This is a genomic window from Streptomyces sp. JB150 (genome assembly GCF_011193355.1).
Lineage (GTDB): Bacteria > Actinomycetota > Actinomycetes > Streptomycetales > Streptomycetaceae > Streptomyces.
The window spans coordinates 4,187,522-4,200,627 of the sequence record NZ_CP049780.1 but is presented as its reverse complement, the minus strand read 5'-3'; the positions used below and the strand labels follow the sequence as shown (position 1 = coordinate 4,200,627).

Sequence of the window (13,106 nt, the reverse complement as noted above, 5' to 3'; positions counted from 1 at the left end):
TGGAGGAGCCACCGGTGGAGTTCGACGTCACGATCGAGATCCCGAAGGGTTCGCGCAACAAGTACGAGGTGGACCACGAGACCGGTCGGATCCGCCTGGACCGCCGCCTGTTCACGTCGACCGCCTACCCGACGGACTACGGCTTCGTCGAGAACACCCTCGGCGAGGACGGCGACCCGCTGGACGCGCTGGTCATCCTGGACGAGCCGACCTTCCCGGGCTGCCTCATCCGCTGCCGCGCGATCGGCATGTTCCGGATGACCGACGAGGCCGGCGGTGACGACAAGCTGCTGTGCGTCCCGGCGACGGACCCGCGTGTGGAGCACCTGCGCGACATCCACCACGTGTCCGAGTTCGACCGCCTGGAGATCCAGCACTTCTTCGAGGTGTACAAGGACCTGGAGCCCGGCAAGTCCGTCGAGGGCGCCAACTGGGTGGGCCGCACCGACGCCGAGGCGGAGATCGAGCGGTCGTACAAGCGCTTCAAGGAGCAGGGCGGTCACTGACCTGCCGCTCGCCGGGTCACTGACCTGCCGCTCGCCGGGTAGACGGGCCGTACGCGTGTGCGTGCGGCCCGTTCGTCATGTGTGCGCATACTGAGGTACCGGAGGTGTCGTACAGGGAGCACTGCACGTGACGGACGCGGAGGACCGCAAGCCGCTGTCGGACGAGGCGAGGATGGCGTTCACGCCGCCCGCCGGTGTCGAGGTCGGGGACAGCGAGTCGGAGACCACCTCCGAGTTCGCCCTCCCGGACGGGCTGGACGTCCCGCACCCGCCGAGCGCGGAGCCCGAGGGGTCGGCGTTCGTCCCGCCGCGCGCCTACAGCGCCCGGGAGGCGCCCGCGTTCACCCCGGCCGCCGGGATACCGGCGGTCAGCCTGACCAAGGACGCGCCGTGGCAGGACCGGATGCGCACGATGCTGCGGATGCCGGTGACCGAGCGGCCCGCGCCGGAGCCGGTGCAGCGGACCGAGGAGGGCGGCCCGGCCGTCCCGCGCGTGCTGGATCTGTCCCTGCGCATCGGGGAGCTGCTGCTGGCGGGCGGTGAGGGCGCGGAGGACGTCGAGGCGGCGATGTTCGCGGTGTGCCGGTCGTACGGCCTGGACCGGTGCGAGCCGAACGTCACCTTCACCCTGCTGTCGATCTCGTACCAGCCGTCGCTGGTGGACGATCCGGTGTCGGCGGCGCGGACCGTGCGGCGGCGCGGGACGGACTACACGCGGCTCGCGGCCGTCTTCCAGCTGGTGGACGACCTCAGCGACCCGGAAACGCACCTCTCCCTGGAGGAGGCCTACCGGCGGCTCGCGGAGATCCGCCGCAACCGGCACCCGTATCCGACCTGGGTGCTGACGGCCGCCAGCGGGCTGCTCGCGGGCGCGGCGTCGGTGCTGGTCGGCGGCGATCTGATCGTGTTCGTCGCGGCGGCGCTGGGCGCGATGCTCGGGGACCGGCTGGCGTGGCTGTGCGCGGGGCGGGGGCTGCCGGAGTTCTACCAGTTCACGGTCGCCGCGATGCCGCCGGCCGCGATCGGGGTGGCGCTGACCGTGGCGCACGTGGACGTCGCGGCGTCCGCCGTGATCACCGGTGGGCTGTTCGCGCTGCTGCCGGGACGGGCGCTGGTGGCGGGTGTGCAGGACGGGCTGACCGGCTTCTACATCACCGCGGCGGCCCGGCTGCTGGAGGTCCTGTACTTCTTCGTGGGCATCGTGGTCGGCGTGCTGGTGGTGCTGTACTTCGGCGTCCAGCTCGGGGCGCAGCTGAACCCGGAGGCCGCGCTGGGGACCACTGAGCAGCCGCTGGTGCAGACCGCCGCGTCGATGCTGCTGTCGCTGACCTTCGCCGTGCTGCTGCAGCAGGAACGATCCACCGTGCTCGCCGTGACGCTCAACGGCGGCGTGGCGTGGGTGGTGTACGGCGCGCTGCACTACGCCGGCGATCTGTCGCCGGTGGCGTCCACGGCGGCGGCGGCCGGGCTGGTCGGTCTGTTCGGGCAGCTGATGTCGCGGTACCGGTACGCGTCCGCGCTGCCGTACACGACCGCCGCGATCGGGCCGCTGCTGCCGGGTTCGGCCACCTACTTCGGGCTGCTGGCGATCGCGCAGAACGACGTCGACGGGGGCCTCGGGTCGCTGACCAAGGCGGCGGCGCTGGCGATGGCCATCGCCATCGGCGTCAACCTGGGGTCGGAGGTGTCCCGCCTCTTCCTGCGGGGCGCGGGCCGGGGCCGCAAGGCGGCCAAGCGGACGCGGGGCTTCTGACCCCGCGTCCCGTGGGTGCGGCTCAGTAGCCCTGGTTCTGGTTGTACGGGTACGGCTGCTGCTGGGGGTACGGCTGGTTCCCGTACGGCTGCTGGTCCCCGTACGGCTGCTGCCCGCCCTCGTAGGGCTGCTGCTGGTCCCCGTAGGGCTGCTGCGGGGAGGCGTAAGGCTGCTGCGGGGAGGCGTAGGGCTGCTGGGTGCCGTAGCCGCCCTGGTCGTAGCCGTACCGGCGGTGGTCGTGGCCGGCGTCGTACTGAGGCTGGTCGTAGCCGTACTGCTGGGGCTGCTGGGGCTGCTCGACGCGGCGGAGCTGGGTGGTGGCGTCGTCCGTCACCGGGTACGCCGGCTGCTGCGGGGCCTGGGGCCGGCGGGGCTCGGCGGTCTGCTGCGGGCCGGGCTTCTTCTTCTGCGACCGGGCGCGCCAGAACTCGATGATGATCGGGACGACGGAGATGAAGACGATCAGGATCAGGATCGCTTCGATGTTCTTCTTGACGAAGTCGATGTTGCCCAGCCAGGAGCCGAGCAGGGTGACGCCGGCGCCCCAGAGGATGCCGCCGAGGACGTTGAAGATCAGGAATGAGCGGTACCGCATGCCGCTGACGCCGGCGATGATCGGCGTGAAGGTGCGGACGATGGGCACGAAGCGGGCCAGGACCAGCGACTTCGGGCCGTACTTCTCGAAGAACTCATGGGCCTTGGTGACGTTCTCCTGCTTGAAGAAGCGGGAGTCCGGCCGGGTGAACAGCGCGGGGCCGACCTTCTTGCCGAACATGTAGCCCGCCTGGTCGCCGAGGATCGCGGCGACGCAGATCAGCACGATGGCCAGCCACAGCGGGAAGTCCAGCTCCTTGGAGGCGATCAGCAGGCCCGCGGTGAACAGCAGCGAGTCGCCGGGCAGGAAGAAGCCGATGAGCAGGCCCGACTCGGCGAAGACGATGAGGAGCAGACCCCAGATCCCGAAGGTGTCGAGCAGGTAGTTCGGATCCAGCCAGCTGGGTCCGAGGGCGAGCGTCGTCACGATTCCGGGCTCCTGAGGGGGTGAAGGGGAGTGCGGCGTCCGGTGCGGCCGGACAACGCTATCAACGTGCCGCGCCCGTGCCGGGTTCCACCGGTGTTCTTCAGGATGCCAGGGTGCACCGCGCGCCCGCGGGGACCCAAGCCGTCGTGGCCCGGGAGCCGGCCCGCGGGACCGGTCCCGGGCCACGACGTCAGGAGGAGTGGCGGGCCGCGTTCGCGACGATGGCGTCCCTGAGGTGCTCGGCGAGACCGGGGCGCATGGTGTCGTAGAACGCCTTGAAGCGCTCGTCCGAGACGTACATCTCGCCCAGGCAGCGGTGCATCTCGTAGCCGCAGTCGTAGTACCAGCCGGTGATGTGCTGCCGGTGCTCCTCGGCGAGGTCCATGGCCCGCTCACCGGTGGGCGGCTCGCCGTCGGCCATCACGGCGCCGTAGCGCTCGGCCCAGTCGGCCGCCTCGGCCTGGATCCGCTTCCAGTCCTCCTTGGTGTAGGCCGCCGCGCGGCGCTGCGACTCGGCCCACGCCTCGGTGCCGCCCCAGCGGGCCTCGGCCTCCTCGGCGTACTGCTCCGGGTCCTTGTCCCCGAAGACCTCGAACCGCTCCTCGGGCGTGAGGTTGATCCCCATCTTGCGTGCCTCCATGGCGTGCTCCACGGCCGCCGCCATCTGCCGCAGCTTCTCGATCCGGGCGGTCAGCAGCTCGTGCTGCCGGCGCAGGTGGACCCGCGGGTCCGCCTCCGGGTCGTCGAGCAGGACGGCGACCTCGTCGAGCGGGAAGCCGAGCTCGCGGTAGAACAGGATCTGCTGCAGCCGGTCGAGGTCGGCGTCGCTGTAGCGCCGGTGGCCCGCGCGGCTGCGCTCGCTGGGCACGAGCAGGCCGATGTCGTCGTAGTGGTGCAGGGTGCGCACCGTCACTCCGGCGAAACCGGCGACCTGTCCCACGGAGTAGCTCACTTCCGCTCCCTTCTCGGTACGCCGTCCACGGTGCGGCCTCACGTCGCGTGAGGTGCAAGCCGCTTTTCCTGCGGGCGGCCCGGTACCGGCCCGCGGACCCGGCCCCGGAGCCGGCCCGGAGACCCGACCCCGGTACCGGCCCGGAGAGACGGCTACGCGCTCAGCCGCGCGAACCTGCGCACCGCCAGCGGGAAGAACACCGCCAGCAGGCCCACCGGCCAGGCCACCGCCGCCCAGACGTGGTCGGCGGCGACCGTCCCGCCCGCGCACAGCTCGCGCACCGCGGTCGCCGTGTGGGACAGCGGGTTCCACTCCACGACCGTACCCAGCCAGCCGGGCATCGAGGCCGGGGTGGCGAGGGCGTTGGAGAGGAAGCCGACCGGCCAGACGAGGATCTGGACGGCCTGGACCATCTCCGGGCGCCCGGCGAGCAGACCGAGGTGGATGCCGATCCACAGCATGGCGAAACGGAACAGCAGGAGCAGTCCGACGGCCGCCGCCAAGCCCGCGAGGCCGCCGCGCACCCGCCAGCCGAGGGCGTGGCCCACGCCCGTCAGCACGGCCAGGACCAGGGCCGACTGGAGCATGTCGGCGGCGGACCGGCCCACCAGGACGGCCCCGTCGGCCATCGGCATGGACCGGAAGCGGTCGATCACTCCCTTGTTCAGGTCCTGGGTGACGGCGATCATCGTGCCCTCCAGGCCGAAGGCCATGGTGAGGGCGAGCATGCCGGGGACCAGGTAGTCCACATAGGGCCCGCTGACGCCGCGGCCGCCGCCGATGAGGTAACCGAACATCAGCAGCAGCATCACGGGGAACACCAGGTTCACCACGACCTGCACCGGCTGCCGCGCCCAGTGGGCGAGTTCGCGGCGGGTCATCGTCCAGGAGTCGGTCAGGGCGTAGGTGCTCACACGGCCTCCTTCTCGCGGCTCCCGCCGCCTGTCAGGTGCAGGAAGACCTCGTCGAGCGTGGGCCGGCGCAGCGCGATGTCCTCGGCTTCGATGCCGGCTTCCGCGAGGGCGCGGACGACGCCGGTGAGGGCGGTCATGCGATCGGTGGCGGGGGCGCTGAGCAGCCGCCGGTCGGGGTCGATCCGCACGGCGTCCCGCCCCACCGGCAGCAGGGCGGCGGCCGCGCCGAGCTCGCGGCCGTCGCGCAGGACGACGTCGACGCGGTCGCCGCCGAGGGCGGACTTCAGCTCGTCGGGGGTGCCCTCGGCGACGACCCGGCCGGAGTCGACCACCGCGACGCGGTCGGCGAGCTGGTCGGCCTCCTCCAGGTACTGGGTGGTGAGCAGGACGGTGGTGCCGCCGCCGACCAGGGAGCGGACGGCGGCCCAGACCTCGGCGCGGCCGCGCGGGTCGAGGCCGGTGGTGGGCTCGTCCAGGAAGAGCACCTCGGGGTCGGTGACGAGCGAGGCGGCGAGGTCGAGGCGGCGGCGCATCCCGCCGCTGTACCGCTTGACCGGCTTGCGCCCGGTGTCGGCGAGGCCGAAGCGGGCCAGCAGCTCGTCGGCGCGCGCCCGCGCGGGGCGGGCGCCGAGGTGATGGAGGCGGCCGAACATCTCCAGGTTCTGCCGGCCGTCGAGTTCCTCGTCGACGGCCGCGTGCTGGCCCAGCAGGCCGATGCGCGGCCGGACCTCGCGCGCACGGGTCACCACGTCGTGGCCGGCGACCTCGACGCGGCCCGCGTCCGGCTTCAGCAGGGTGGACAGGATGCGTACCAGGGTCGTCTTCCCGGCGCCGTTGGGGCCCAGTACGGCCTGGACCGTGCCTCGCGGGACCACGAGGTCGAGTCCGTCGAGCGCCTTCTTGTCTCGGTAAGTCTTGCGTGCGCCGTCCACGGTGATCGCCGTAGGGGTCACAGCCACCCACTCTCCAGCTAGTCAAACTTGACTACCCCCTCACCGTACTACCCGCCCTCTCATTCGTCAAACTTGATTAATCGCGGCGTCCAGCGTCGTCAGACGGTGTCCCCGGGGTGCCGCTCCTGTGTCGCGTACGGGTTCTCCTGCCCGTCGGCGAGGATCCCGACGAACGGCTCGCCCTCGCCCGCGAAGGTGTAGGCCCCGCCCTCGATCCGCTCGATCAGCGCCCGCGTCCAGGCGGCCTCGGCGTCGGCCGTGTGCAGCCACAGGTTCATGATCTCGCCGATGTGGCCGAGCTGTCCGGGACCCTCCTCGGGCACGTAGTGCTCGGTGACGGCGGCGCGCCACTCCTCGATGCGGCGGACGCGCTCGTTGAGCAGGGCGACCGCCTCCGCGCGCGGGAGGTCGACCATGAAGCCGATGGCCGCGGACTTGATGTCCATCTTCTGGTCGTAGTTGGTGAGCGCCTCGCGGACCATGCCGAGGTACTCCGCCATGCCCAGGTCGGTGATCTCGTACTCGGTGCGGGGCGGGCCGCCCGCGGTGGAGGGGGCGATCTCGTGCGCGTGCAGCAGGCCCTGCTTCGCCATCTGCTTCAGCGCGTGGTAGATCGAGCCGGGCTTGGCGTTGGACCACTCGTGCGCGCCCCAGTACTCCAGGTCGTTGCGCACCTGGTAGCCGTGGGCCCGCCCGTGCTGGCGCACGGCGCCCAGGACCAGGAGTCGGATCGCTGACATGCGGTCCAGCCTAGGAGGTGTGCCCGACGCCGTCAGAACGGGAAGCCGCTCCGGCCGTGCTGGACCGAGATCCACTTCAGGGTGGTGAAGGCGTCCAGGGTGGACTCGCCGTTCAGCCGGCCGACGCCGGAGTGCTTCTCGCCGCCGAAGGGGACGAGGGGTTCGTCGTGGACGGTGCCGTCGTTGACGTGGAACATCCCGGTGTCGACGCGCCGCGCGAAGCGGACGCCGCGTTCGACGTCCCCGGTGTGGACGGCGCCGCTGAGGCCGTAGGGGCTGTCGTTGACCAGGCGTACGGCCTCCTCCTCGCCGTCGAAGACCATGAGGAGGGCGACCGGGCCGAAGATCTCCTGACGCAGCAGCGGGGAGCCGGCCGGGACGTCGGTGAGGACGGACGGCTCGACCAGGTTGTCCCGGACGGTGCCGCGCAGCAGGGCCGTCGCGCCCTCGGCGACCGCCTGCTCCACCGCGCCCGACAGCGCCTCGGCCTGGGAGGCGTTGATGACCGGGCCGATGACGGTCTCCGGGTCGCGCGGGTCGCCGACCTTCAGGGACCGGACCTTGGCGACGAACTTCTCGGTGAACTCGTCGGCGACCGCGCGGTCGACCAGGATCCGGTTGGCGGCCATGCAGACCTGGCCCTGGTGGACGTAGCGGGAGAAGACGGCGGCGTCGACGGCGTAGTCGAGGTCGGCGTCGTCGAGGACCACCAGCGCGCTGTTGCCGCCGAGTTCGAGGACCGCCCGCTTGAAGTGCGTGGCGCAGACGGTGGCCACGTGGCGCCCGACCTTGTCGGAGCCGGTGAAGGAGATGACCTTGGGCACCGGGTGCTCGATGAAGGCGTCGCCGATCTCCGCGATGTCGGTGACGACGACGTTGAGCACGCCGGCCGGCAGGCCCGCTTCCGCGAAGAGCGCGGCGACCAGGGTGCCGCCGACGACCGGCGTGTCCTGGTGCGGCTTGAGGACCACGGCGTTGCCGAGCGCGAGGGCGGGCGCGGTGGACTTCAGCGACAGCAGGAAGGGGAAGTTGAAGGGGCTGATGACGCCGACGACGCCGACCGGGACGCGGTAGAGGCGGTTCTCCTTGCCGGGGTCGGGCGAGGGCAGCAGCCGGTCCTCGGGGCGCGTCGCCAGGGCGGCGGCCTCGCGCAGGAACTCCTTGGCCAGGTGCAGTTCGAAGGCGGCCTTGACCCGGGTGCCGCCCAGCTCGGCGACGATCGCCTCGGCGATGTCCGCCTCGCGCTCCTCGACCAGCCGCAGCACCTTCTCCAGCACCGCGCGGCGGGCGAAGGCGCCCGCGCGGGCCCAATCCCGCTGGGCGCGTTCGGCGGCCCGGTAGGCCTGATCTATCTCCTCGACGGTGGCTATGGTGATCGAGGCCAGCTTCTCGCCGTCGTAGGGATTGAAGTCGATGATGTCCCAGGAGCCGGTGCCCGGGCGCCACTCGCCGTCGATGTACTGCTGAGCCAGGTCGGTGAAGTAGGACGACATGTGATCCCTCAATCCCTGCCGCGGGAGCAGACAGACAGACGCGCCTGATCGATCGTCATCCTACTGGCCGGTTCACCAACTTGGCCGGTGTATCAGGAGAGTTGGAGGAGGCCCCTGAGCAGGTCGCGGCTCTCCGCGGGGCCGGGGCTGTCGCGCTGGAGTTCCTTCAGGGCGGTCTCGTACTGGGCGACGTCCTCGGGCTTGTCCAGGTAGAGGGCGCTGGTCAGCTGCTCCATGTAGACCACGTCCGACAGGTCGGACTCGGGGAAGCTGAGGATGGTGAAGGCACCGCTCTCGCCGGAGTGCCCGCCGAAGCTGAACGGCATGATCTGCAAACGGACGTTGGGACGCTCGGAGATCTCGATGAGGTGCTGGAGCTGGCCGCGCATCACCTCGCGGTCCCCGTAGGGGCGGCGCAGGGCGGCCTCGTCGAGGACGATGTGGAAGTCGGGGGCGTTCTCCGCGACGAGGTGCTTCTGCCGCTCGAGGCGCAGCGCCACCCGGCGTTCGACGTCGGCCTCGCTCGCGTCCTTCATGCCGCGCCGCACCACCGCGCGGGCGTACTCCTCGGTCTGGAGCAGGCCGTGCACGAACTGCACCTCGTACGCCCGGATCAGGGACGCGGCGCCCTCCAGGCCGACGTAGGTGGGGAACCAGCTCGGCAGGACGTCGGAGTAACTGTGCCACCAGCCGGCCACGTTGGCCTCGCGGGCGAGTGAGATCAGGGAGCCCCGCTCGTTCTCGTCCGTGATGCCGTACAGCGTCAGCAGGTCCTCGACGTCCCTCGTCTTGAAGCTCACCCGGCCCAGCTCCATCCGGCTGATCTTCGACTCGGAGGCGCGGATGTGGTAACCCGCCGCCTCGCGGGTGATGCCCCGCGCCTCGCGCAGTCGCCTGAGTTGCGAGCCGAGCAGCATCCGCCGCACCACCGATCCGGGCTCTCCCGCGCTCACGTTCGCCAGCCTCCCCAACCGTCTTCAGGGCCCGCAGTCTGCCACTAAAACACTCCGAGCTGTACTCGTCCGATTACACAGACGGAAAGAAGCCAAAGATAGCGAGCAGGAGCGCACACAGAGGTGGCAGGCGGACGGCGCACGAGCAACACCAAGATGGCGGAAAAAATGGCCAAGAAGTGGTACGGGTGGGACCAATTCGGTCTCGTGCACGTGCATCTGCCCTTGCATCTGCTGTGCGCTTCCGAAACCATGGGTGCCGCGCCACCGCTGCATCGCAACGACCGCGAATCCCGGGAGTGCCCCGCATGGCAACGAATGGATCGACCATGCTCGAGCCGTTACGGCAGGGCCTTCCGCCGCTGGACCCCGCGGCCGTGTCCAGCGCCGCGTCCTGCGCTCTGCCCGCCCGCTTCGAAGCGGTGCGCGAGGCCCGGCAGTTCACCCGCAGAACCCTCGGCCAGTGGGACGTGGGCGACCGGTTCGACGACGTCTGTCTGGTCGTCTCGGAACTGGTCACCAACGCGCTGCGGCACGCCGTGCCCAGCGCCCCGCGCGGGGAGTACGAGCCGGCGGTACGGCTGCACCTGATGCGCTGGACCGAGCGGCTGGTGTGCGCGGTGCGGGACCCCAGCAACGACAGCCCCGTGGCGCGCGAGGCGGACGACTTCTCCGCGGAGTCCGGCCGCGGGCTGTTCCTGGTCGACTCCTTCTGCGACGGCTGGGGCTGGCACCCGCTGGCCGGCACGCTCAGCGGCAAGGTCGTCTGGGCGCTGTTCCGGCTGCGGCCCGCCGACTGAGGAACCGCGGCACGGCTCGGTGCCGCGGTTCTACGCGCGTCACGGCGTGGGTGGTCCGCTCCCCCGGTCGCTCGCGCGCCCTCAGCCCGCCACCAGGTGGTCGAACTCGCCGTCCTTCACGCCGAGCAGCATGGCCTCGATCTCCGCCCGGGTGTACACGAGCGCGGGCCCGTCGGGGAAGTTCGAGTTCCGGACGGCCACCCGTCCGCCGGGCAGCCGGGCGAACTCCACGCACGAACCCTGCGAGTTGCTGTGCCGGCTCTTCTGCCAGGCCACACCGCGCAGCTCGGTGGCGGCCATGCCGTTGTACACGTCGTGGTCCACAGGTCGCTCCCCGGTGGTGCACTGGCTGTCGTGGCCATGGATGCAGTGGTCAACTGTGCCGGATCATAACCTTGTTCATGTGCAGATGCAGACGCAGATGCACGTGCACGCGGGGTGTTGCCGTGACTACAGCTTTGGCCCCCGCTTTACCGAAATGGTTCCGGTACTAGGAACAGACGCATGTTGTCGGCTTTGTGTTCCATTGAACTTCCGTATGCGCGCGGGAGGTTGGCGCAAACGCGGACGGGCCCCGCCTCCGGTGAGGCGGGGCCCGTCCGGCACGTGAGAGGACGCGTCAGCGGCTCGCGTACGGCAGCAGGGCCATCTCGCGGGCGTTCTTGACGGCGCGGGCCAGCTGTCGCTGCTGCTGGGAGGTGACACGGGTCACCCGGCGGCTGCGGATCTTGCCGCGGTCGGAGATGAACTTCCGCAGCAGGTCGGTGTCCTTGTAGTCGATGTACGTGATCCCGGCGTGGTCCAGCGGGTTCGGCCGGTTCTTGGCGGGCTTGCGGTCGGACTTGCGGGGCATCGGGGGTCAGACCTCCAGGAGGGTGTCGAAGGCGTGCGGCAGCCGCTGCCAGGCGTCGCGCCCGGCGGCGTACTCGGCGTCGGTGAGCAGACAGGACTCCAGCAGCCGCTGAAGGCCCTCGCCGTCGAGGCCGGGCGAGGTGAAGACGAGGTGCTGGCAGCGGTCCCCGTGCTCGGGGTGCCAGTCCAGCGCGGCGGCGGCACGGCGCACCGGAGGGACCATCTCCCAGGCCGCGTCGGGCAGCGCGGCCAGCCAGGGGCCGGCGCTCTCCACGCACAGCGCTCCGCCTGCCGCGTCCCAGTGGAAGAGGGTGTCCGGCTTGTCGGCGAGCCAGAACCGGCCCCGGCTGCGGGCGGCGGCGCAGGTCAGGTCCTCCAGCGCCGCGTACAGCCGCTCCGGGTGGAAGGGACGGTGCCGGCGCCAGACGAGGGTGGTCACGCCGTGCGCGTCGGCGTCCGTGGGCAGCAGGGCGCACGCCGGGTGCTGGGCGGCGGCCGCGGCCTCGACGTCGAAGCCGGCGAGCGCGGCGCCCGCCAGGTCACCGTGGCCGATCGAAACCCGGCGGGCCGTCGGGTGCAGCTGGGCCAGCAGCTCGCGGTCCTCGTCGTCGGCCTCCTCGGACTCGGCGACGGCGAGGACGGGGGCGTACTCCAGCTGGCGGGCGAAGGTGTCGGCGACGGTGCGCTGGTCGGTGGCGGCCGCGGCGAGCCCGGCCTCGGCGAGGTCGTCGCCGTTGCCGAGGTACGGCAGCAGCAGCGCGGGGTCGACGGCGGTGATCACGCCGGTGACGGTGAGGCCGCCGGCGGTGACGACCTCGGCCATGGCCTTGGGCTCGACGGAGTCCCACAGCTCGACGACCGCGAGGCGGGTGTCCCCGGCGTCGGCGAGGCGGCGCAGCTCGGGCACCAGGTCCTCGCGCAGGGCGCAGCACGCGCAGTCGTTGACCAGCGGCGTCTCGCCGGTGTCCCGGACGCCGCCGGCGTCGCGGACCGTGCGCACGACGGTGCCGGACGCGGCCGTCGCCAGGTCGTGGTGGAGGACGACGCTGCCGGGGACCTCGGCGAGCAGCCGGTCGACGGCCCGCTTGCGGGCGTCGGCGTGCAGCCCGCCGACGATCACGACGGAGAGGTCGGGCACGGCGCTCAGCTCCGCTTTCCGTACCGGCGCTCGAAGCGCTCGACGCGGCCCGCGGTGTCCAGGACGCGGGCGGTGCCGGTATAGAAGGGGTGGCTGACGTTCGAGATCTCGACGTCCACGACCGGGTAGGTGTTGCCGTCCTCCCACTCGATCGTCTTGTCGCTGGTCATGGTCGACCGGGTGAGGAAGGCGTAGTTCGCGGCACGGTCACGGAAGACGACGGGACCGTAGTCGGGGTGGATTCCCTTGCGCATGGCGGTCAGCGCTCCTCTCGGAAGTCGACGTGGCGGCCGGCGACCGGGTCGTACTTGCGCAGGGTCAGGCGGTCCGGGTCGTTGCGGCGGTTCTTGCGCGTCACGTAGGTGTAGCCGGTGCCGGCGGTGGACCGGAGCTTGATGACCGGGCGGAGTTCGTTGCGTGCCATGCTGCTATGTTACTGAAAATGAATTCCATTACGACACCGATCGAGGAGAGGTTCGTCACCCGATGTCCGCCCACTGCATGCTGACCGGCGCCCGGCCCGGTTTCGGCAACACGATCTCCCACTCCCACCGGCGGTCCTCGCGCCGCTTCGACCCGAACGTCCAGAGCAAGCGGTACTGGCTGCCCAGCGAGGGCCGGTACGTGCGGCTGAAGCTCAGCGCCAAGGGGATCAAGACCGTCGACACGATCGGGATCGAGGCCGCCGTGGCCCGGATCCGCGCGCGGGGGGTGCGGGTCTGATGGCGAAGAAGAGCAAGATCGCGAAGAACGAGAAGCGGCAGGAGATCGTCGCGCGGTACGCCGCGCGGCGGGCCGAGCTGAAGGAGATCGTCCGCCGGCCGTCCTCCACCGACGCCGAACGCGCCGCCGCGCAGGCCGAGCTGCGCCGCCAGCCGCGGGACGCGAGCGCCACGCGCGTACGCAACCGCGACCAGGTGGACGGCCGCCCGCGCGGTTACTTCCGGGCGTTCGGGCTGTCCCGGGTGTCGCTGCGGGAGCAGGCGCACGCCGGATATCTGCCCGGGGTGCGCAAGTCCTCCTGGTAGCCG

17 protein-coding genes are annotated in these 13,106 nt (G+C 71.3%); 5 read left to right on the top strand and 12 right to left on the bottom strand.

Annotated features, from left to right (window positions below; translation table 11 throughout):
- Positions 1-14: 14 nt before the first annotated feature.
- Both G7Z13_RS19595 and G7Z13_RS19590 read left to right on the top strand, forming a co-directional pair.
- A complete protein-coding gene (locus tag G7Z13_RS19595) occupies positions 15-506 on the top strand; it encodes an inorganic diphosphatase (protein ID WP_029381130.1) in 492 nt (163 codons plus the stop codon).
- A gap of 127 nt (positions 507-633) precedes the next feature.
- Positions 634-2,259, top strand: coding sequence for a threonine/serine exporter family protein (locus G7Z13_RS19590; RefSeq protein ID WP_166001068.1), 1,626 nt, complete (start codon positions 634-636; stop codon positions 2,257-2,259).
- 22 nt (positions 2,260-2,281) lie between these two features.
- Here the strand turns inward: G7Z13_RS19590 and G7Z13_RS19585 are convergent, their stop codons facing one another.
- From G7Z13_RS19585 to G7Z13_RS19555, 7 genes are all read right to left on the bottom strand, one after another.
- Complete coding sequence (locus tag G7Z13_RS19585; RefSeq protein ID WP_166001066.1) at positions 2,282-3,280, bottom strand: VTT domain-containing protein; 999 nt, start codon at positions 3,278-3,280, stop codon at positions 2,282-2,284.
- A 190-nt stretch (positions 3,281-3,470) separates the two neighbouring features.
- A complete protein-coding gene (locus G7Z13_RS19580) occupies positions 3,471-4,232 on the bottom strand; it encodes a MerR family transcriptional regulator (protein WP_166001064.1) in 762 nt (253 codons plus the stop codon).
- A 152-nt stretch (positions 4,233-4,384) separates the two neighbouring features.
- Positions 4,385-5,146, bottom strand: coding sequence for an ABC transporter permease (locus G7Z13_RS19575; protein WP_166001062.1), 762 nt, complete (start codon positions 5,144-5,146; stop codon positions 4,385-4,387).
- On the bottom strand, positions 5,143-6,099 hold the full coding sequence (locus tag G7Z13_RS19570) for an ATP-binding cassette domain-containing protein (RefSeq protein ID WP_166005116.1): 957 nt from the start codon (positions 6,097-6,099) through the stop codon (positions 5,143-5,145). The genes G7Z13_RS19575 and G7Z13_RS19570 overlap by 4 nt, the downstream gene beginning before the upstream one ends.
- A gap of 98 nt (positions 6,100-6,197) precedes the next feature.
- Positions 6,198-6,839, bottom strand: coding sequence for a PadR family transcriptional regulator (locus tag G7Z13_RS19565; RefSeq protein ID WP_166001060.1), 642 nt, complete (start codon positions 6,837-6,839; stop codon positions 6,198-6,200).
- 32 nt (positions 6,840-6,871) lie between these two features.
- Positions 6,872-8,332, bottom strand: coding sequence for an aldehyde dehydrogenase family protein (locus tag G7Z13_RS19560; RefSeq protein WP_166001058.1), 1,461 nt, complete (start codon positions 8,330-8,332; stop codon positions 6,872-6,874).
- A 92-nt stretch (positions 8,333-8,424) separates the two neighbouring features.
- On the bottom strand, positions 8,425-9,249 hold the full coding sequence (locus G7Z13_RS19555) for a helix-turn-helix transcriptional regulator (protein ID WP_166005115.1): 825 nt from the start codon (positions 9,247-9,249) through the stop codon (positions 8,425-8,427).
- 365 nt (positions 9,250-9,614) lie between these two features.
- Between G7Z13_RS19555 and G7Z13_RS19550 the strand changes: the two genes are divergently transcribed.
- A complete protein-coding gene (locus G7Z13_RS19550) occupies positions 9,615-10,085 on the top strand; it encodes an ATP-binding protein (protein ID WP_166001056.1) in 471 nt (156 codons plus the stop codon).
- 81 nt (positions 10,086-10,166) lie between these two features.
- Here G7Z13_RS19550 and G7Z13_RS19545 read toward each other — a convergent pair whose 3' ends face one another.
- From G7Z13_RS19545 to rpmG, 5 genes are all read right to left on the bottom strand, one after another.
- Positions 10,167-10,385 carry a DUF397 domain-containing protein gene (locus G7Z13_RS19545; RefSeq protein ID WP_073943372.1) on the bottom strand — a complete coding sequence of 73 codons (219 nt, stop codon included), beginning with the start codon at positions 10,383-10,385 and terminating at the stop codon, positions 10,167-10,169.
- 319 nt (positions 10,386-10,704) lie between these two features.
- On the bottom strand, positions 10,705-10,938 hold the full coding sequence (gene rpsR / locus G7Z13_RS19540; RefSeq protein WP_166001054.1) for a 30S ribosomal protein S18: 234 nt from the start codon (positions 10,936-10,938) through the stop codon (positions 10,705-10,707).
- A 6-nt stretch (positions 10,939-10,944) separates the two neighbouring features.
- Entirely contained in the window at positions 10,945-12,075 is a 1,131-nt protein-coding gene (locus tag G7Z13_RS19535; RefSeq protein ID WP_166001052.1) for a GTP-binding protein, read from the bottom strand.
- Between the two features lie 5 nt (positions 12,076-12,080).
- Positions 12,081-12,329: a type B 50S ribosomal protein L31 gene (locus tag G7Z13_RS19530; protein WP_166001050.1), complete on the bottom strand. Its 249-nt coding sequence runs from the start codon at positions 12,327-12,329 to the stop codon at positions 12,081-12,083.
- 5 nt (positions 12,330-12,334) lie between these two features.
- The gene (gene rpmG / locus G7Z13_RS19525; RefSeq protein ID WP_030361075.1) at positions 12,335-12,499 is read right to left on the bottom strand and encodes a 50S ribosomal protein L33; all 165 of its coding nucleotides are present in this window, start codon (positions 12,497-12,499) and stop codon (positions 12,335-12,337) included.
- Positions 12,500-12,561: 62 nt separating this feature from the next.
- Between rpmG and rpmB the strand changes: the two genes are divergently transcribed.
- On the top strand, positions 12,562-12,798 hold the full coding sequence (gene rpmB / locus G7Z13_RS19520) for a 50S ribosomal protein L28 (protein WP_166001048.1): 237 nt from the start codon (positions 12,562-12,564) through the stop codon (positions 12,796-12,798).
- Positions 12,798-13,103 carry a 30S ribosomal protein S14 gene (gene rpsN / locus G7Z13_RS19515; RefSeq protein ID WP_166001046.1) on the top strand — a complete coding sequence of 102 codons (306 nt, stop codon included), beginning with the start codon at positions 12,798-12,800 and terminating at the stop codon, positions 13,101-13,103. The genes rpmB and rpsN overlap by 1 nt, the downstream gene beginning before the upstream one ends.
- Positions 13,104-13,106: the final 3 nt, after the last annotated feature.

Excerpts from the sequence above, each read along its gene's own strand:
- G7Z13_RS19565 (WP_166001060.1), bottom strand. The coding sequence starts at position 6,839 with ATGTCAGCGATCCGACTCCTGGTCCTGGGCGCCGTGCGCCAGCACGGG.
- G7Z13_RS19560 (WP_166001058.1), bottom strand. The coding sequence starts at position 8,332 with ATGTCGTCCTACTTCACCGACCTGGCTCAGCAGTACATCGACGGCGAG.
- G7Z13_RS19555 (WP_166005115.1), bottom strand. The coding sequence starts at position 9,249 with ATGCTGCTCGGCTCGCAACTCAGGCGACTGCGCGAGGCGCGGGGCATC.
- G7Z13_RS19550 (WP_166001056.1), top strand. The coding sequence starts at position 9,615 with ATGCTCGAGCCGTTACGGCAGGGCCTTCCGCCGCTGGACCCCGCGGCC.
- G7Z13_RS19545 (WP_073943372.1), bottom strand. The coding sequence starts at position 10,385 with ATGGCCGCCACCGAGCTGCGCGGTGTGGCCTGGCAGAAGAGCCGGCAC.
- rpsR (WP_166001054.1), bottom strand. The coding sequence starts at position 10,938 with ATGCCCCGCAAGTCCGACCGCAAGCCCGCCAAGAACCGGCCGAACCCG.
- G7Z13_RS19530 (WP_166001050.1), bottom strand. The coding sequence starts at position 12,329 with ATGCGCAAGGGAATCCACCCCGACTACGGTCCCGTCGTCTTCCGTGAC.
- rpmG (WP_030361075.1), bottom strand. The coding sequence starts at position 12,499 with ATGGCACGCAACGAACTCCGCCCGGTCATCAAGCTCCGGTCCACCGCC.
- rpmB (WP_166001048.1), top strand. The coding sequence starts at position 12,562 with ATGTCCGCCCACTGCATGCTGACCGGCGCCCGGCCCGGTTTCGGCAAC.
- rpsN (WP_166001046.1), top strand. The coding sequence starts at position 12,798 with ATGGCGAAGAAGAGCAAGATCGCGAAGAACGAGAAGCGGCAGGAGATC.